This is a genomic window from Lactobacillus taiwanensis DSM 21401, from assembly GCF_001436695.1.
In the GTDB taxonomy this organism is placed as follows: Bacteria; Bacillota; Bacilli; order Lactobacillales; family Lactobacillaceae; genus Lactobacillus; species Lactobacillus taiwanensis.
The window spans coordinates 16,259-32,473 of sequence record NZ_AYZG01000014.1; the positions used below are offsets into that span (position 1 = coordinate 16,259).

Consider the following 16,215-nt stretch of genomic DNA (forward strand, 5'->3'; position numbering starts at 1 on the left):
GCTACTCTGAAATAAATTCATACTCTTCTCCAGCCAATTTCAATATATCACCTGAATGTAGCTTCTTTCCTCGGCGATCTTCAAGTTCGCCATTTAATTGAACTGGATTTTCTTTTAGATACCATTTAGCCTGACCACCAGAAGATATTACACTTTCTTCTTTTAAAAATTGAGCAAGCGTAATATATTCTCCCTTAATTGTGAATTTTTTGATAATATCACCCCGTTTACCTTGTCATACCTAGCTATTATACCGTTTTTTTATGTGAAATTCAATTTTGTGACGCATTATAGTCTTTTTTAAGCCATTTTTTCACAAATTAATATGGTTATACTTAACCAGTTAAAAATTCGCTTATTCGGCCTAAATTTAGCTTTTAAGTGTGAAAAGCAAAAAAAGAGCTGCTAAAGCAGCTCTTTTTTAGTTTTTTAACTAAAAGGTTCTAACTGGAGTAATTAATTGAGTAAAGTTGACGTCTTGTTTTGCTGGAACAACAGTGAATGGTCTCAATGGTTGAGTAAAGTTCATGATAATAGAATCCGTAATGGATGCACGTAATGCTTCTCTTAAATAATCAGGGTTAAAAGAAATTGTCAATCCATCACCTTCAAGATTCTTAAATCCAATCTCTTCTTCAACATTACCGATTTCTGGTGAATCACCCTGTAGTTTAACCAACTGATTTTGAACATCTAAGGTCATTTTAACTACATTATTACGACTTTCATGAGTAAGCAAACTAGCGCGTTCTAATGATCGAGCTAGAACTGGTAGTTCAAATTCAACTGAAGTTGTAGATTCAGTTGGAATTAAGCGATCAGTATCTGGATATTGACCATCAAGTAACCGGGAATAAAATGCAATGTTTCCTACTTCAAATAGTACCTGATTTTCTCCCGGATTTACTGTAATTTCAGGATCGTTTTCTCCAATAATTCTAGCTAATTCTACCAAGCTCTTTCCTGGAATAATTAAATCAGTACTAGTTTGAGGACCATTTTCTAAAGAAATTTGACGTTGTGACAAACGGTGACTGTCAGTAGCTACTGCTTTAATTGATGAATTATTAAAAATAAAGTTAACACCAGTTAAAGTTGGACGGCTTTCTTGAGTAGCAACAGCAAAGACAGTTTCATTAATAATTTCTCTAAAAGTTTTTCCAGAAATTTTAAATGAAGCATCCGTAGAAATTTCTGGTAGGTGTGGATAGTTATTGGCGTCTAATCCGTTAATCATAAATTCTGTATTTTCAGAAACGATCTTTGTTTGAAAGCTTTCTTTTACTTCAAATGAAAAATCTTTACCTGGTAATTTTTTAACAATTTCGCTGAAGAAACGTGCTGGCAAAACAATTGAACCAGTTGACTGAACAACTAAATCATCATTTACCGGTATTTGAATCTCAATAGAAATGTCAGTATCACTACCAGTTAAAGTAAGCATTTCGTCGGTAAGATTAAGTTTAATACCACTTAAGATCGGAATACTTGCACGTGAAGAAATTGCACGCATTGCATTGTTTAGGTTTTCGAGGAATAAATTACGATTAATTGTAAACTGCATCGTTTACCTCCTGTGAAGTTTTATGTACTTTGTTTTATTTAATTATATATTTAAATACTTAGAAGTAGTAGTAGGGCCAGTGGAATCTGTGGGAAAGTAGACAAACACCTGAATAAAACGGACTTTTGTCTGTTTAACAAATGTGGACAAAAGCAAAAGTTATCCACATGTTATTAACTTTTAGTGTTCTAGCATGGCTTTCAAATCATAGATAGCTGCTTTAATTTCAGCATCTGTTTTTAGAGCACGAGAAATTTTATCGCAGGCATGCATAACTGTTGTATGATCTTTGCCACCAAATTCTTGACCAATTTTTGGCAAACTAGAATCTGTTAACTCACGTGAAAGATACATTGCAATTTGGCGGGGAACGACAATTTGCTTAACTCGCTTTTTTCCTTTTAATTCAGTGGTTGAAGTTTGGAAATAGTTTGCAACAACCTCTTGAATTTTCGAAATCTGAAGTCCTCTATTTTTTTGTACAAGTTTTAAATCGGCCAAAGCTTCTTTAGCTAGATCAACGTTAATATCTTCTCGTTCAATAGTGGCATGAGCTTGGACCTTGACTAAGGCTCCCTCAAGTTCTCGAATGTTGGTATCAACTTGTGAAGCAATGTAGTCAAGCGTACTGTCATCGATTGACAACCCATCAGTTTCGGCTTTTTTACGTAAAATTGCGATTCTAGTTTCTAAATCAGGCGGTGTAATTTCTACTTGTAGTCCCCATGCAAACCGAGAGACTAAACGTTCTGATAATTCAGGAATTTCAGTTGGTAGACGATCACTAGTCATTACAATTTGTTTTTGATCATTATAAAGAGTTTCAAAGGTATGGAAGAACTCTTCTTGAATTCCCTCTTTTTTAGAAAAGAATTGAATATCATCTACTAGTAAGAGATCACAGTTCCTATATTTATTACGAAATTCAGCTTGAGTTTTATTTTTTATTGAATTAATAAAGTCATTTACAAAGGTCTCGCTTTGAATATAGACCACTTTTGCATGTGGCTTTTCAGCGAGCATTTGGTGTCCAATAGCTTGCATTAGGTGAGTTTTACCTAAACCAACTCCACCAAAAATAAATAAAGGATTATAGAAACTACCTGGATTATCTGCTACGGCTAAAGCTGCCCCGGCAGCAAGTTTATTTCCCTCACCTTGAACAAATGTGTCAAAGGTATACTTACTATTTAATTGAAGATCTTGAGCAAATTCATTACGACGATCTTCTAATATTTCTTGATTAGTTTTAATTCTTGGTTTTGGTGTAACTAAACGTTCAGGACCTTCTTTGCCAGCAACTTCGAACTTAGGTTGAATTTCCATATCCGCATAAGCGTAAGCTTCCTGGATTAATTGTGATGCTAAATTCTTTTCCCAATATCCTTTTGCAACAGGAGATTCAACAGCAATTATCATTTCTTTTGTCTTTTTATTAAAGGAAATAGGTTTAGTATTTTTAAACCAAGCATTATAGGCAACTGTGCTGTAGCTTTTTTTCATCTCAGCATTAAAAAATTGCCAAAATTTATCTAGATCAAACAAAAAAATTCCTCCAAATACTGTATTATCCACAGAATAAGTCAAAATAAGTTTAGCATGAATTAAAAAAGTTTTCCACAAGTAATAAAAGAAACTAACATATTCACAGTGCTGTGGAAAATAAAAAGATAAAAATCCACCAGGGTATGAAATAAAATTTCATAAAATAATTATCCACAGTATCTTGTGGGACTTTATTATGCTATAAATCAATGTTTGAATATCTTTTTATTAGATTATACACAGGGTGTTTATTATATTCTAAACAGGGTGTGAATTGTGCATAACTTTGAGAATTATGCTGTTAATAAAAATAGATAGAAAAAACAAAATAAAGATATCCACAAATTGAAACTAGAAAAATCTTTTAAAAACACTTTTCTTTTCAGGAAAATTTTGATAAGGACTTGGTTTTTTTGTTTAAATATGCTATTCTATCTTAGAAATTATGCTTATTAAGCATTGAAAAACGGAGGTGCAACATTAATGTCAACTAAGAGAACTTACCAACCTAAGAAGCGTCACCGTTCACGCGTTCACGGTTTTATGAAGCGTATGGCTACAGCAAACGGCCGTAAGGTTTTAGCAAGACGCCGTAAAAAGGGTAGAAAAGTCTTATCTGCTTAAGCCACTGAAGCTCAGTGGTTTTTTTAATTTAAGTAAGGATGAACCAGAGTGAGAAAAAGCTACCGTGTAAAAACTGAACGAGACTTTCAAAAAGTTTTTAAGGAAGGTCAGTCAATGGCTAATAGAGGCTTTGTTGTCTATACCTTACCTAAAGAAAACCAAAAGCATTTTCGTGTTGGAATTTCTGTAGGGAAAAAAGTAGGTCATACCGCGGTAGCAAGAAATCGCCTAAAAAGGTTTATTCGTGCTACACTGACGGACCTTAAGCCTGAGATAAGATCTGATTTAGACTTTCTAGTAATTGCTCGACCTTATGCACGTGATTTTGATATGGTACGAACCCAAAAAAATCTTATTCATGTGCTAAGGCTAGCTAAAGTCTTATCAAACGAAGAGACGGAAATTGAGGAAAAGTAGAGTGAGAAATCATTTGTCGAAGAAAAATTGGAAACTTATTCTATTAGGTTTAGGGATGCTTACCTTAGCTTTAGTAGTTACAGGTTGTGCATCAACTAATGGATCAAGTGTTGCTCCTATTTCTCATACTAGTGGCAATTGGTGGGATCGGTATATTGTTTACTATATTTCCCAATTTATTCTTTGGATTGCAAGTTTAGTTCATGATTCGTATGGTTGGGCAATCATTATCTTTACTATTATAGTAAGAGTAATTTTGCTACCATTGAATGCCATTTCTATTAGAAGCATGGCTAAGCAACAAAAAGTGCAACCACAGATGGATGCATTGCGTAAAAAATATCCTGGTAAGGATGTTGAGTCACGTCAAAAGCTACAAGAAGAAACTAGTAAGCTGTATAAAGAAGCAGGTATTAATCCATATACTGGATGTTTACCAATGCTAATCCAGCTTCCAGTTATGTATGCTTTGTACCAAGCAATTTGGCGGACGCCACAGTTGCAGAATGGTCGGTTTTTGTGGATGGATTTGGGACGTCCCGATCCATATTACATCATGCCTATCTTGGCAGCTGTATTTACTTTTATGAGTACATACATCAGTCAGATGTCAACGCCTCAATCCTCGCAAAATGGAATGACTAAAGGAATGACATATTTGATGCCTCTTATTATTGGGGTTTCAGCAATTGGTATCCAATCTGCAATTTCCCTTTACTGGGTGATTTCAAACTTATTCCAAGTAGTTCAGACTTTTATTTTGCAAAATCCATTCAAGTATCAACGTGAATTAGAAGAGCAAAAGAAGGCTGAACGTGAACGTCAGCGCCAAGTTCGTCGCGCATATAAACGTTTGGGACGTAAAAAACAAAAATAAATTATCTTTAATTTTAAGATAAAGTAGTCAAAGTGCTTTATCCATCATTATTTGTTGTAGTGGTGGAGTGGGCACTTTTTTTATTTAGATATTTATGTAGGTGAAAAAATGGCACAAGTATTAACGCAATTTGATACAATCGCTGCAATTTCTACTCCTATTGGCGAAGGAGGAATTTCAATTGTTCGTTTGTCTGGTGAAGATGCTGTAGCGATTGCTAATAAGCTTTTTAAGGGAGCAGATTTGAGTAAAGTTCCTACTCATACAATTCATTATGGACACATTATTGATCCTAAAACAAAAGAAGTTATTGATGAAACGATGGTCAGTGTACTTCGTGCGCCAAAAACATTTACTAGGGAAGACATAGTAGAAATAAATTGCCATGGAGGAATGATTGTAACTAACGATATTTTGCAGCTACTTTTAGCAAATGGGGCTAGGATGGCTGATCCAGGCGAATTTACTAAGCGCGCGTTTATGAATGGGCGGATTGATTTAACTCAGGCTGAGTCAGTAATGGATATTGTTAGAGCTAAAACTGATAAATCTCGTCAAGTAGCTATGACTCAATTGGCTGGTGGATTATTGGATAAAATTAAAGTAATGCGTCAAGAATTGTTGGATACGATGGCCCACGAAGAAGTGAATATTGATTATCCAGAATATGACATGGATGATTTAACTTCTCAAGAAATGAAAAAGAAAGCCCAAGAAGTTTCAGAACAAATCAACAAATTACTTGAGACTGCTCAAGAAGGAAAAATTATTCGTAATGGTTTAGCTACGGCTATTGTTGGTAGACCAAATGTTGGAAAATCTTCACTCTTAAATTATTTAACTCAAGATGATAAAGCGATTGTAACTGATATCGCCGGAACAACTCGGGATACTTTAGAAGAATATGTTTCTGTGAAAGGCGTACCACTTAAATTGATTGATACTGCTGGTATTCACCATACAGAAGATAAGGTTGAGAAAATTGGAGTAGAACGTTCAAAAAAAGCTATTACAGAAGCTGATTTAGTACTTTTGCTTCTCGATGCAAGTCAATATTTGACAGAAGAAGATAAAAAACTTCTGGATTTAACTGCTAATAAAAAGCGAATTATTATTTTGAATAAGCAAGATCTAGGGACAAAGATTTCCCGGGAAATGATTGAAAAAATTACGGATAATCCAATTATCGTTACTTCAATTTTGAAGCAAAAGAATATGGACGCACTTGAAAGTGCAATTGAAAAACTTTTCTTTAGTGGCATTGAAAATTCTCAAAACCAAATTTTAGTAACTAATCAAAGACAGGCTGGTCTTTTAGCTAAAGCTAGGCAGTCATTAGAAGATGTAGTAAATGGGATTGATGATGCGATGCCGTTAGATTTAGTTCAAATTGATTTAAAAAATGCATGGGATACTTTAGGTGAAGTTACTGGTGAAAGTACGCCTGATGAATTAATTACACAATTATTTAGTCAATTCTGTCTTGGAAAGTAGGATAAATAATGAAGACTTACGAATCAAACGAGTATGACGTAATAGTCGTAGGAGCTGGTCATGCTGGTGTAGAAGCAGCATTAGCAGCAGCGCGAATGGGAGAAAAAACACTTCTTTTAACTATTAATCTGGATATGGTAGCTTTTATGCCATGTAATCCATCAGTTGGAGGACCAGCAAAAGGTACTGTTGTTCGCGAAATTGATGCTCTTGGCGGAGAAATGGGTAAAAATATCGATGCAACTTATATTCAAATGAGAATGCTTAATACTGGTAAAGGCCCTGCTGTTAGGGCTCTTCGTGCTCAAGCTGATAAGTGGCAATATCATGAACATATGAAAGATACTATCGAAAATGAACCTAATTTAACTTTACGTCAGGCTGTTGCTGATGAATTAATTGTTGAAGATGGTGTATGTAAAGGCTTAATAACTAATACTGGGGCAAAGTATTACGCTAAGAGTGTTGTGTTAACTACCGGAACAGCTGCCAGAGGAAAAATTATTATTGGTGAATTAACCTATTCATCTGGTCCTAATAATTCCTTGCCATCGATTAAGTTGCCAGAAAATCTTGAAAAGTTAGGCTTTAAATTACGTCGCTTTAAGACTGGAACTCCTCCACGTGTTGATGGTAATACCGTTGATTACTCGAAAACTCAGGAAGAACCCGGTGATAAGGAACCAAGACATTTTTCTTACACAAGTAAAGATAGCGATTATTTAAAAGATCAGATGTCTTGCTACATGACTTATACTAACACCGTAACTCATGACATTATTCGTGCAAATCTTGATCGTGCACCAATGTTTTCGGGCGTTATTAAAGGTGTAGGACCTCGCTACTGTCCTTCAATCGAAGATAAAGTAGTTCGTTTTGCAGATAAGGATCATCATCAAATTTTCTTAGAACCAGAAGGACGTAATACTAAAGAAATTTATGTTGGTGATTTTTCTACTTCAATGCCAGAAGAAGTACAATTGAAGATGCTTCATAGTGTTGCTGGATTAGAGAAAGCTGAATTAATGCGTCCAGGATATGCTATTGAGTACGATGTAATTGAGCCATGGCAGTTAAAGCATACGTTAGAAACTAAGAATATTAAGCATCTCTTTACTGCTGGTCAAATGAACGGAACATCGGGCTATGAAGAAGCAGCTGGACAAGGCTTAATTGCTGGAATCAACGCTGCTTTAAGTGCTCAAAATAAGCCTGGTTTTACCTTACAGCGTGATGAAGCATATATTGGTGTTTTAATTGATGACTTAGTAACTAAAGGAACAAATGAGCCATATCGTCTACTTACTAGTAGAGCAGAATATCGGCTTCTTCTTAGACATGACAACGCAGATCTACGCTTAACTGAAAAAGGTCATAATTTAGGATTAATTTCAGAAGAACGTTATGCGAAATTTGAAGTTAAAAAGAAGGCTATTTCCCAGGCAATGGAAGCTATTAAAAAAGTAACTATTCATCCTACAGATGAAGTTCAAGATTATCTCGCTAGTGTTAAGCAGGATAGACTAAATGCTGGCGTTAGTGGCGCAGACTTCTTAAAACGTCCCCGTGTGACTTTTGATGCAGTTGAGAAATTAAGTGGAGAAACTTTAGCTACTGATCGTTACGTAAAAGAACAAGTAGAAATTGCTCTGAAATATGAAGGCTATATTAAGAAAGAAAAGACTTTAGTTGATCGTTTGCATCGTCTTGAATCAAAGAAGGTTCCAGTAGATATTGATTACAATGCGATTCCAAGTTTGGCTACTGAAGCACGTCAAAAATTTGAAAAAATTCGTCCTGAATCGATTGCCCAAGCGGAAAGAATCTCAGGTGTTAATCCAGCCGACTTAGCAATTTTAACTGCATATATTCAACAAGGAAGAATTGCAAAAATCAAAAAATAAATACTTACTTAAAACAAAAAAAATCAAAAAAGTTTTTTGCTTTTTTGTTGAGTATGATCACTTAATCACACTTTGAAAGTGCATTCGAATAATAAGTTAGAAGAAAAGATAAAAAAGTTTGTGAAGTAATTATTTTTAAAAATGATCAAAATATTGATATAGAGCTGTTGGCAAACGCTTTCAATTAGTTAACAAATGTGCTTTAATCAAAGTGTAAGAAAAATCATTAAGGAGATGCTTATATACTATGACAAAGATTAGCGGCTCAGATGCAATGTTCCAAGTCTTATATGATTGGGGTATTGATCATATATACGGTTTTCCAGGCGGTTCATTTGACTCAACAATGAATGCAATTCATAACTGGAAAGATAAGATAAAATTTATTGAAGTAAGACATGAAGAAGCTGGTGCTTTAGCAGCTTCTGCTGAATATAAGATTAGTGGCAAAGTTGGAGTTTGTTTTGGTTCTGCTGGCCCAGGTGCTGTTCACCTGATGAATGGTCTTTATGATGCCAAATATGATAAGACACCAATGGTTGCAATTGTGGCTAACGTTCCAACTAGTCGTCAAGATATCGACTTCTTCCAAGCCTTTGATGAAAAACCATGGTTTGATCCAGTTGCGGTTTGGAATCACCAAGCAAAGACTGCAGAATCTATTCCAGTTTTGATGGATGAGGCAATTCGTCAAGCTTACCAAAGAAAAGGTCCAGCAGTTTTAATCTTACCTAAGGACTTTGGTTGGGATAAAATTGAAGACAACTTCCGTAATAATGCGGCAGCTCACAAAGTTGTGCCTAACTTTCCTGCACCACGCAAAGAACAACTTGATAAGGCACTTGAATTAATTAAGAATGCTGAAAATCCAATTGTTTACTTCGGTCATGGTGCGCAAGATGCGAGTGCAGAATTAAAGGAATTTTCTAATAAATTCAAGATGCCTTTAGTTTCCTCAGTCTTGGGTAAGGGAATTGTTGAAGACGAGTTCCCAGCATATATGGGCTCAATTGGTCGTGTTGGTGCTAAACCAAGTAATGATATTCAAACTCATGCTGATTTAGTTGTTTGGATAGGTAATAACTCTCCATTCTCTATCTTCTTCTTCAATCCTAAGGCAAAAGTAATTCAAATTGATATTAATTCTGAAAGATTAGGCAAACGTCATGCTGTAACTGTTCCAATGTTAGCAGATTCTAAGAAGACTTTGCATGCTTTAATTGAAGCGGGCGAAAATCGTTCAGAGTCTCCATTGTATAAGGCAGCGCTTGCTGATCGTGAAAACTGGGAGGCTTGGATTGAAAGCTTTAACAATTCAGATGAAATGCCGATGAGAGTTGAGCCAATCTTTGATGTAATTAATAAAAAGGCAGCTTCAGATGCAGTATTTGCAGTTGATGTTGGTAACGTAAATATTAATTTTGACCGCTTAATGCATTTGCATGATGATCAAAAGTGGACTACTTCTGGTTTATACGCAACTATGGGATATGGGGCTCCTGCTTCTTTAGCAGCAGCAACTATTTATCCAAACCGTGAAGTATGGAACTTAGCTGGTGATGGCGGTTTTGCAATGATGAACCAAGAGCTTTTAACTCAAGCACGCTACAACATGCATGTTATCAATGTAGTCTTTACAAATGAAACTTTAGGTTACATTGAAGCTGAACAAGTTGATGAATCGCATCAACCATTGTCAGGGGTTATTTTGCCAGATAATGATTGGGCTATGTCTGCTGAAGGTATGAATGTAAAAGGCTTTACTGTTCGTACCAAGAGAGAATTTGAAGATGCAGTAAACGCTGCTCAACAAATGGAAGGTCCAGTTTTAATTGACTGTAAGATTACTCATGAAATGCCATATTCAACTGAATTAAATACTTTAGATGATCCAGCATTTGTTGAAAAATATGATGCTCAAGCTTTAAAGCCATTTAGTTACTTTGCTGGTAAATATGGTGTTGAAGCTGATGCTGCATCAGGTGCTTCTGAACATACTGAGCCAGAAGCAGTAGAAGCTAAGGAAGACGCTTCATCAGGTGCATCTCGTCATTAATTTCCTAGGAAATAATTAAGTAAAGAGTTCACATAGTTGAACTCTTTATTTTTTTGATAAAAAGTAAGCAAAGTTGTGCGAAATTTGTAATAAAAAAGTATACTAGTAGATGAATGAATTTTATTAAATTATGTGGAGGCAAAAATATGCAACAATTTGGGGTTATTGGCTTGTCCGTTATGGGTAAAAACCTTGCCTTAAACGTTAAAAACCATGGATACTCTGTCTCTGGATTTTCGATTGATAAACCAGAGGTCGATGCTTTAGCGAAATATGAAGATAAAGATTTAAAGCCAACTTATACTTGGGAAGAATTTGTTAATTCGCTAGAAAAGCCACGTAAAATCTTAGTTCAAATTATGGCTGGAAAACCAGTTGATGAAACTTTACAAAAATTATTGCCTCTTTTAGATAAGGGCGATATTGTGATTGATGGTGGCAATTCTAATTTTCATGATACTAATCGTCGCTATAAAGAAATGGAAAAGCATGGTATTCACTTTATCGGAATGGGTGTATCTGGCGGTGAAGAAGGTGCTTTGAATGGACCAGCCTTAATGCCAGGTGGGGACGAAAAAGCCTATGAAGAAGTATCTCCAATTCTTGAAGCTATGGCCGCAAAAACACCTACTGGTCAACCTTGTGTTGGTTATATTGGACCAGCTGGAAGTGGTCACTATGTGAAGATGGTTCACAACGGTATTGAATATGGTATTATGCAAGTTATTTCTGAAGTATACGATGTTTTGCGTACTGTTGGTCACTATTCAAATGATGAAATGAGCGAAATTTTTAAGAATTGGGATAAAGGCGCACTTCAAGCTTATTTAATTGAAATCACTGCTAAGGTTTTGAAGCAAAAAGATGATTTAACTGATGATCATATTATTGATCATATTTTAAATGAAGCTTCTTATAAGGGAACTGGTAACTGGATGCTTGAAGACGCAATTCGTCTTGGTGCCCCAATTACTGTTATTGCAGAAGCTGTTCTTGCACGTTTCATGTCAAAAGCAACTTTAAGAGATGATCCTGAACCAACGATTGATCCAGAAAGGGCTCCAAAAGACTTGGTTGATCAACTTGCAAAAGCTTTATACTTAGCAATGGCTGTTTCATATGGCCAAGGATTTGAACAATTAACTATGGCTGCAAAAGCTTATAACTGGCGTTTGCATTACTCAACTATTGCTCAAAACTGGGAAGCTGGTTGCATTATTCGTTCTCAAATGCTTCATGATATTAAGTTTGCCTACAATTCTGATAAAGATTTACCAAACTTATTTAAGGCTCCATTCTTTGATAAGGTAAAGAAAGAAAATATTGGTGCTCTTAGAGAAATTGTGAAAATTGCTGCTGATGCTGGCGTACCAACACCAACTCTTAGTGCAGCTTTGAACTACTTAGAATCAATCTTTAACCCACGTTTACCTCAAAATATTATTCAAGGACAACGTGATTACTTTGGTGCTCACACTTACCAAAGAAACGATCGTCCAGGTACTTTCCATACTGAATGGTATGAAGAAAAATAATAATGTTTCACATGAAACTGAAAAGTCACTACATTAGTAGTGGCTTTTTGCGTTAAAATAGAACAGTATTTAAAAGTAGGGATGTGGGTAAGGATGAGAAAAGAAGAAAAAAGCAATCTTAAGTTAATGCTTCAAGCTTTGATTGTTGGATTGATTGCAGGAACAGTAGTTGGATTGTTTAGGTTTGGAATTGAAAAGACTTCTGCTTTTTGGTTATATCTCTTTAAGCAAGCTCATAAAAATTCGGCTTGGTTTATGGCAATAGTAATTGGTTTAGCAGCAGTTGGAATTATTGCAGGTTACTTTGTAAAACAGTATCCTCATGTTGGTGGATCAGGTATTCCAGAAGTTAAACTGCAACTTCAAGGTAAATTACAACTTAAGTGGTGGCAAATTCTTTGGAGAAAACTTATTGGTGGTATTTTGGTAATCGGGACTGGTTTATTCCTAGGTCCGGAGGGACCATCACTTCAACTAGGATCTTCTATCGGTCAAGGACTTGGAGAAAAACTAAAGCAGAATAAATACAATCAACGTGTTCTACTTGCTACTGGGGCCGCTAGTGGTTTATCAGCTGCTTTTGGTGCACCACTTAGTGGGGCTTTGTTTGTTTTAGAAGAAATCTTTCATAATTTCTCTCCTCGTGTTTGGATGAATGCTTTAGTTGGTGCTATTGCTGCTAATTTTATGGTGTCAAACTTTTTTGGAATTCATCCAGCTCTTGCCTTACCGTATAAACATGCCTTTCCTTTAGGTTTATATTGGCATTTGATTATTTTAGGTGTCATTTTAGGATTACTGGGGCATTTTTATAAAAAAGGATTATTTGGATTAAAAAAAGTTTATTTGAAAATCACATGGTTACCAAGATGGCTTCATGGATTAATTCCGTTAGCTATTTTAGTTCCTATTATGTATTATTGGCCATTAATTACGGGACCAGGTAATCGATTAATTTTATCTATGCCTACTATGCTTACAAAAACAGGCTGGGCATTGGTAGGGATGCTTGCTTTTTACTATGTAATGCGAATTGCTTTTTCAATTGTTTCTTATGATTCAGGCTTACCTAGTGGTATTTTTCTGCCTATTTTGACAATGGGAGCTTTGGTTGGAGCGGCCTATGGTATGTTAATGGTTCAATTAGGACTAATGCCAGCTCATTTAGTAATTAATTTGGTTATTTTCTCAATGGCTGGCTACTTTGCTGCAATTATTCGAGCACCGTTTACGGCAATTATTTTAATTACTGAAATGGTTGGATCGCTACTTCATTTAATGCCATTAGCAGTTGTGGCATTTATTGCTCTGCTGGTTGATCAAGTATTAGGTGGCAAGCCAATTTATGATAGTTTGGCAAATGCAATGATGCCAGCTACTAAAACTGAGACAGTTGCTGGAGAAGAGGATGAACTTGATATTCCAGTTTATGAAAATAGCAAATTGGTAGATCAAGAGATTAAAAGTATTGCTTGGCCCGATAATGTTTTAGTGAGAACGATTAGAAGAGGAAGCCAAGAAATTATCCCACATGGTGATACAGTGATTGCGGCGGGAGATTTATTGGTTTTAGGTGTGGACCATAATCAACGTGCAGCAGCGTATGATGCTATCCGCAAACTACAGGATGTTGAATTAGATGGATAAGAAAAAGACTACAATTTAGATTTATTACAATCTTTGTTGTAGTCTTTTATTTATTTGTTTTTCAATTTTTTCCAGGCTTTTTTAGAGCCACGATTTAAATCTCTGTTTAATTTATATTCTTGCCAATCCTGAACAAATAATAAATTGAGATTATAACCTGTAGGATAAAGTTCCTCAGCTTTCCGAACTAATTTTGCTCCTTTTAAGGGTACAGTTTCAAAAGTCTTATTAACGAAAATCACAATCTGATTAGCTATATCAGAGTTCTCGTAGAAGAGGACTTCTTGATGATATTTTGGCACTTTGATTCGATCACCTTTTTTAAAAGAAGGTAGAGACTTAATTTTTTTCTGTTTATTTTTAAATTTAATACTAGCTTGTCTTAGAGGAAAGATACCAGTATTTAAGAAATCTTTAGCTTCCGACAATACGTCTTCTGGCATCCCACTTTTCTCTGCAATCCAGAGAGCACGACTAGCACCCACTTGATTTAAAAGTAGTTTATATGTGGGATGTAGTGTTTGTAAGTCAAAATCCATTGCTGCTGTAATAAAAGCAGGATTTTTAGTTGAATAATCTTTTATGGCACTATAGTGGGTAGTTGCTAAGATTAGGCAACCTTTCAGTTGTAGTGTTTGTAAAAGAGCAATAGCGAGTGCTGCACCTTCATTGGGATCCGTTCCACTACCTAGTTCATCTAACAAAATCAGACTACTTGGGGTGGCTTTTTGAACAATCTCTGCCATTTTTTTCATTTCAGCAGAAAATGTTGAAAGGGAGTTATCTAAATCTTGATGATCACCAATTGAAGTATAGATTTCAGTCATAATTGGAATGGAACACGGTGCTGTACTAGGTAAGAAGAGACCAAATTCAGTCATTGCAGTGGCTAAGCCAACAGTTTTGAGTGTGACAGTTTTCCCACCTGCATTCGGTCCAGTAATAATTAAGCCATGTTTAGTTGGATCTAACTTAAGAGATAAAGGAACGGGGTTACTTAACAAGGGATGCTTCATTCCATTCAATTGAAGCTCATTTTGTTCATTTAAAATTGGTCGTTTGCCACCAATAGCATGCGAATATTTTGCGCGTGCTAAGATACAATCTAGATCAACAATAACGTTAAGATTGGCTTCAAAATTAGGTAGTTCATTATAGACTTTAGCTGTTAAATTCCCCAAAATTTGAGATTCAATTAAGTAAATCTGATTTTCAACTGTAGTTTTTTCTTGGGTAAGGTGAAGGATCTTAGTTGGCTCAATGAAAACAGTTGTCCCATTATTAGATTGATCAATAATATTTCCACCAAAAGTATGCTTAAAGCTTGCCCTAACAGGAAGAGTATAGTGATTATCTTTTTGAATAATCTGAAAATCTTGCAACATTGATTGATACTTTTTTGTCTGTAAGTATTTCTGTAGGGTTTCTTTGATAGTTGTATTTAATTTGCCACTTCTTTGGCGTAGTTTAGTCAGCTCGTTATCTGCTCGGTCTGAAACCTGTCCGCGCTCAATATCTTGATAAATTAATTCTTCTAATCTATCTAGAATAGTTAACGTACCACAATAGCTGGCCATAATTGGAGCATTAATTCTTTGTTTATCAAAAAAGCGTACTAATAAGCGGGTAACTCTAATAAAATCAGCAACTTGTTCTAGTTCGCGGGGATTTAAGATATATCCCTTTTTCACTTTATTGATAATTGGGGTAAAGGCATCTGAACTAATAAAAGGAATGTGTAGGCCGTGATCTAAAATCCAGAGCATTTCTTCCGTTTCGTCTAATAATGCATTTGCCTTAACTAAGCTAGTTGTAAGGGGCTGAGCTAAAATTTTATCCTTAGCTTCTGGTGAAACGGCACAGTGGGCTACAAGTTTACGTACACGTGAAAATTCGATTTCGTCAGTATTATTCAATTTTTTATTTTTCTCCTTAAGAAAATAGATTTTAAATATGGTTTTCTCAAGGGAAGGTATATTAGTCCCTTGAGACTAAAATACAATTAGCATCATATAGCAATATGTCCTTTTCTAAATTATTGATTTCAATGATATAACATTTTTAGAAAAAAATCATTATAAATTAGGGTAAATAAAAACTCTCAAATTTATATTTGAGAGTAAAACTATTAATTAACAATTTTTTTGACTTATAATACCTTTTTTAGCTTGCTCGGCAAGAAAGCTTGCCTTAGCAATCTTAACAGCACCAGTTAAGATGCCAGAATCGTTACGAAGGCGTAAGGTAGTATCGTGGATATCTAGAACCAAGTTATCACCTAAAAAAGCTAAATCATAGTCAGAAGTATAAATTTCAAAATTAGCATTATTTTCAATTTTTACTGAGTAGCGTGGATCGTGTTTCATTGTATCGAGCGAGATTAATGAATAATCCATTCCGATATTACATGATCCGCCTTCAATTGAGTAGTCGCCACCACCGCCATCAACAATTAAAAGTATTTCATGTTTGTTATAACCACGTTTTTTAAGAAAATCGATTGCATCTTGGCTAATTGTCATTTTTACCATAGTACCCTCTCCTAACTCTTT

Annotated in this window: 13 protein-coding genes; 8 read left to right on the forward strand and 5 right to left on the reverse strand. The window is 35.3% G+C overall.

The window, feature by feature from the left end; translation table 11 throughout:
* Nucleotide 1: 1 nt before the first annotated feature.
* From yaaA to dnaA, 3 genes are all read right to left on the reverse strand, one after another.
* Complete coding sequence (yaaA, locus tag FD18_RS09295; RefSeq protein WP_083486747.1) at nucleotides 2–217, reverse strand: S4 domain-containing protein YaaA; 216 nt, start codon at nucleotides 215–217, stop codon at nucleotides 2–4.
* A gap of 216 nt (nucleotides 218–433) precedes the next feature.
* Nucleotides 434–1,564, reverse strand: a complete 1,131-nt coding sequence (dnaN, locus tag FD18_RS03015; protein WP_057718506.1) for a DNA polymerase III subunit beta — start codon at nucleotides 1,562–1,564, stop codon at nucleotides 434–436.
* A 180-nt stretch (nucleotides 1,565–1,744) separates the two neighbouring features.
* Complete coding sequence (gene dnaA / locus FD18_RS03020) at nucleotides 1,745–3,109, reverse strand: chromosomal replication initiator protein DnaA (RefSeq protein ID WP_057718508.1); 1,365 nt, start codon at nucleotides 3,107–3,109, stop codon at nucleotides 1,745–1,747.
* 483 nt (nucleotides 3,110–3,592) lie between these two features.
* On the opposite strand from dnaA, the gene rpmH reads away from it, so the two are divergent.
* The 8 genes from rpmH to FD18_RS03060 all read left to right on the forward strand — a co-directional run bounded on the left by rpmH (nucleotide 3,593) and on the right by FD18_RS03060 (nucleotide 13,663).
* Nucleotides 3,593–3,733, forward strand: a complete 141-nt coding sequence (rpmH, locus tag FD18_RS03025) for a 50S ribosomal protein L34 (RefSeq protein ID WP_003648141.1) — start codon at nucleotides 3,593–3,595, stop codon at nucleotides 3,731–3,733.
* A 48-nt stretch (nucleotides 3,734–3,781) separates the two neighbouring features.
* On the forward strand, nucleotides 3,782–4,150 hold the full coding sequence (rnpA, locus tag FD18_RS03030; protein WP_057718510.1) for a ribonuclease P protein component: 369 nt from the start codon (nucleotides 3,782–3,784) through the stop codon (nucleotides 4,148–4,150).
* Between the two features lies 1 nt (nucleotide 4,151).
* Complete coding sequence (locus FD18_RS03035) at nucleotides 4,152–5,027, forward strand: YidC/Oxa1 family membrane protein insertase (RefSeq protein ID WP_057718511.1); 876 nt, start codon at nucleotides 4,152–4,154, stop codon at nucleotides 5,025–5,027.
* Between the two features lie 108 nt (nucleotides 5,028–5,135).
* Nucleotides 5,136–6,521, forward strand: a complete 1,386-nt coding sequence (mnmE, locus tag FD18_RS03040) for a tRNA uridine-5-carboxymethylaminomethyl(34) synthesis GTPase MnmE (protein WP_057718513.1) — start codon at nucleotides 5,136–5,138, stop codon at nucleotides 6,519–6,521.
* Between the two features lie 8 nt (nucleotides 6,522–6,529).
* On the forward strand, nucleotides 6,530–8,425 hold the full coding sequence (mnmG, locus tag FD18_RS03045; RefSeq protein ID WP_057718515.1) for a tRNA uridine-5-carboxymethylaminomethyl(34) synthesis enzyme MnmG: 1,896 nt from the start codon (nucleotides 6,530–6,532) through the stop codon (nucleotides 8,423–8,425).
* 247 nt (nucleotides 8,426–8,672) lie between these two features.
* The gene (gene spxB, locus FD18_RS03050; RefSeq protein WP_057718517.1) at nucleotides 8,673–10,481 is read left to right on the forward strand and encodes a pyruvate oxidase; all 1,809 of its coding nucleotides are present in this window, start codon (nucleotides 8,673–8,675) and stop codon (nucleotides 10,479–10,481) included.
* A gap of 146 nt (nucleotides 10,482–10,627) precedes the next feature.
* Nucleotides 10,628–12,016, forward strand: coding sequence for an NADP-dependent phosphogluconate dehydrogenase (gndA, locus tag FD18_RS03055; RefSeq protein ID WP_057718518.1), 1,389 nt, complete (start codon nucleotides 10,628–10,630; stop codon nucleotides 12,014–12,016).
* A 93-nt stretch (nucleotides 12,017–12,109) separates the two neighbouring features.
* Entirely contained in the window at nucleotides 12,110–13,663 is a 1,554-nt protein-coding gene (locus FD18_RS03060) for a ClC family H(+)/Cl(-) exchange transporter (protein ID WP_057718520.1), read from the forward strand.
* Nucleotides 13,664–13,713: 50 nt separating this feature from the next.
* Here FD18_RS03060 and FD18_RS03065 read toward each other — a convergent pair whose 3' ends face one another.
* Nucleotides 13,714–15,579 carry an endonuclease MutS2 gene (locus FD18_RS03065; protein WP_057718521.1) on the reverse strand — a complete coding sequence of 622 codons (1,866 nt, stop codon included), beginning with the start codon at nucleotides 15,577–15,579 and terminating at the stop codon, nucleotides 13,714–13,716.
* A gap of 216 nt (nucleotides 15,580–15,795) precedes the next feature.
* A complete protein-coding gene (locus FD18_RS03070) occupies nucleotides 15,796–16,194 on the reverse strand; it encodes an iron-sulfur cluster biosynthesis family protein (RefSeq protein ID WP_057718523.1) in 399 nt (132 codons plus the stop codon).
* Between the last annotated feature and the right edge of the window lie 21 nt (nucleotides 16,195–16,215).

What these genes read in the sequence shown, in the direction of transcription:
- mnmE (WP_057718513.1), top strand. Translation starts at nt 5,136, where the DNA reads ATGGCACAAGTATTAACGCAATTTGATACAATCGCTGCAATTTCTACT.
- rpmH (WP_003648141.1), top strand. Translation starts at nt 3,593, where the DNA reads ATGTCAACTAAGAGAACTTACCAACCTAAGAAGCGTCACCGTTCACGC.
- mnmG (WP_057718515.1), top strand. Translation starts at nt 6,530, where the DNA reads ATGAAGACTTACGAATCAAACGAGTATGACGTAATAGTCGTAGGAGCT.
- spxB (WP_057718517.1), top strand. Translation starts at nt 8,673, where the DNA reads ATGACAAAGATTAGCGGCTCAGATGCAATGTTCCAAGTCTTATATGAT.
- gndA (WP_057718518.1), top strand. Translation starts at nt 10,628, where the DNA reads ATGCAACAATTTGGGGTTATTGGCTTGTCCGTTATGGGTAAAAACCTT.
- dnaN (WP_057718506.1), bottom strand. Translation starts at nt 1,564, where the DNA reads ATGCAGTTTACAATTAATCGTAATTTATTCCTCGAAAACCTAAACAAT.
- FD18_RS03070 (WP_057718523.1), bottom strand. Translation starts at nt 16,194, where the DNA reads ATGGTAAAAATGACAATTAGCCAAGATGCAATCGATTTTCTTAAAAAA.
- FD18_RS03060 (WP_057718520.1), top strand. Translation starts at nt 12,110, where the DNA reads ATGAGAAAAGAAGAAAAAAGCAATCTTAAGTTAATGCTTCAAGCTTTG.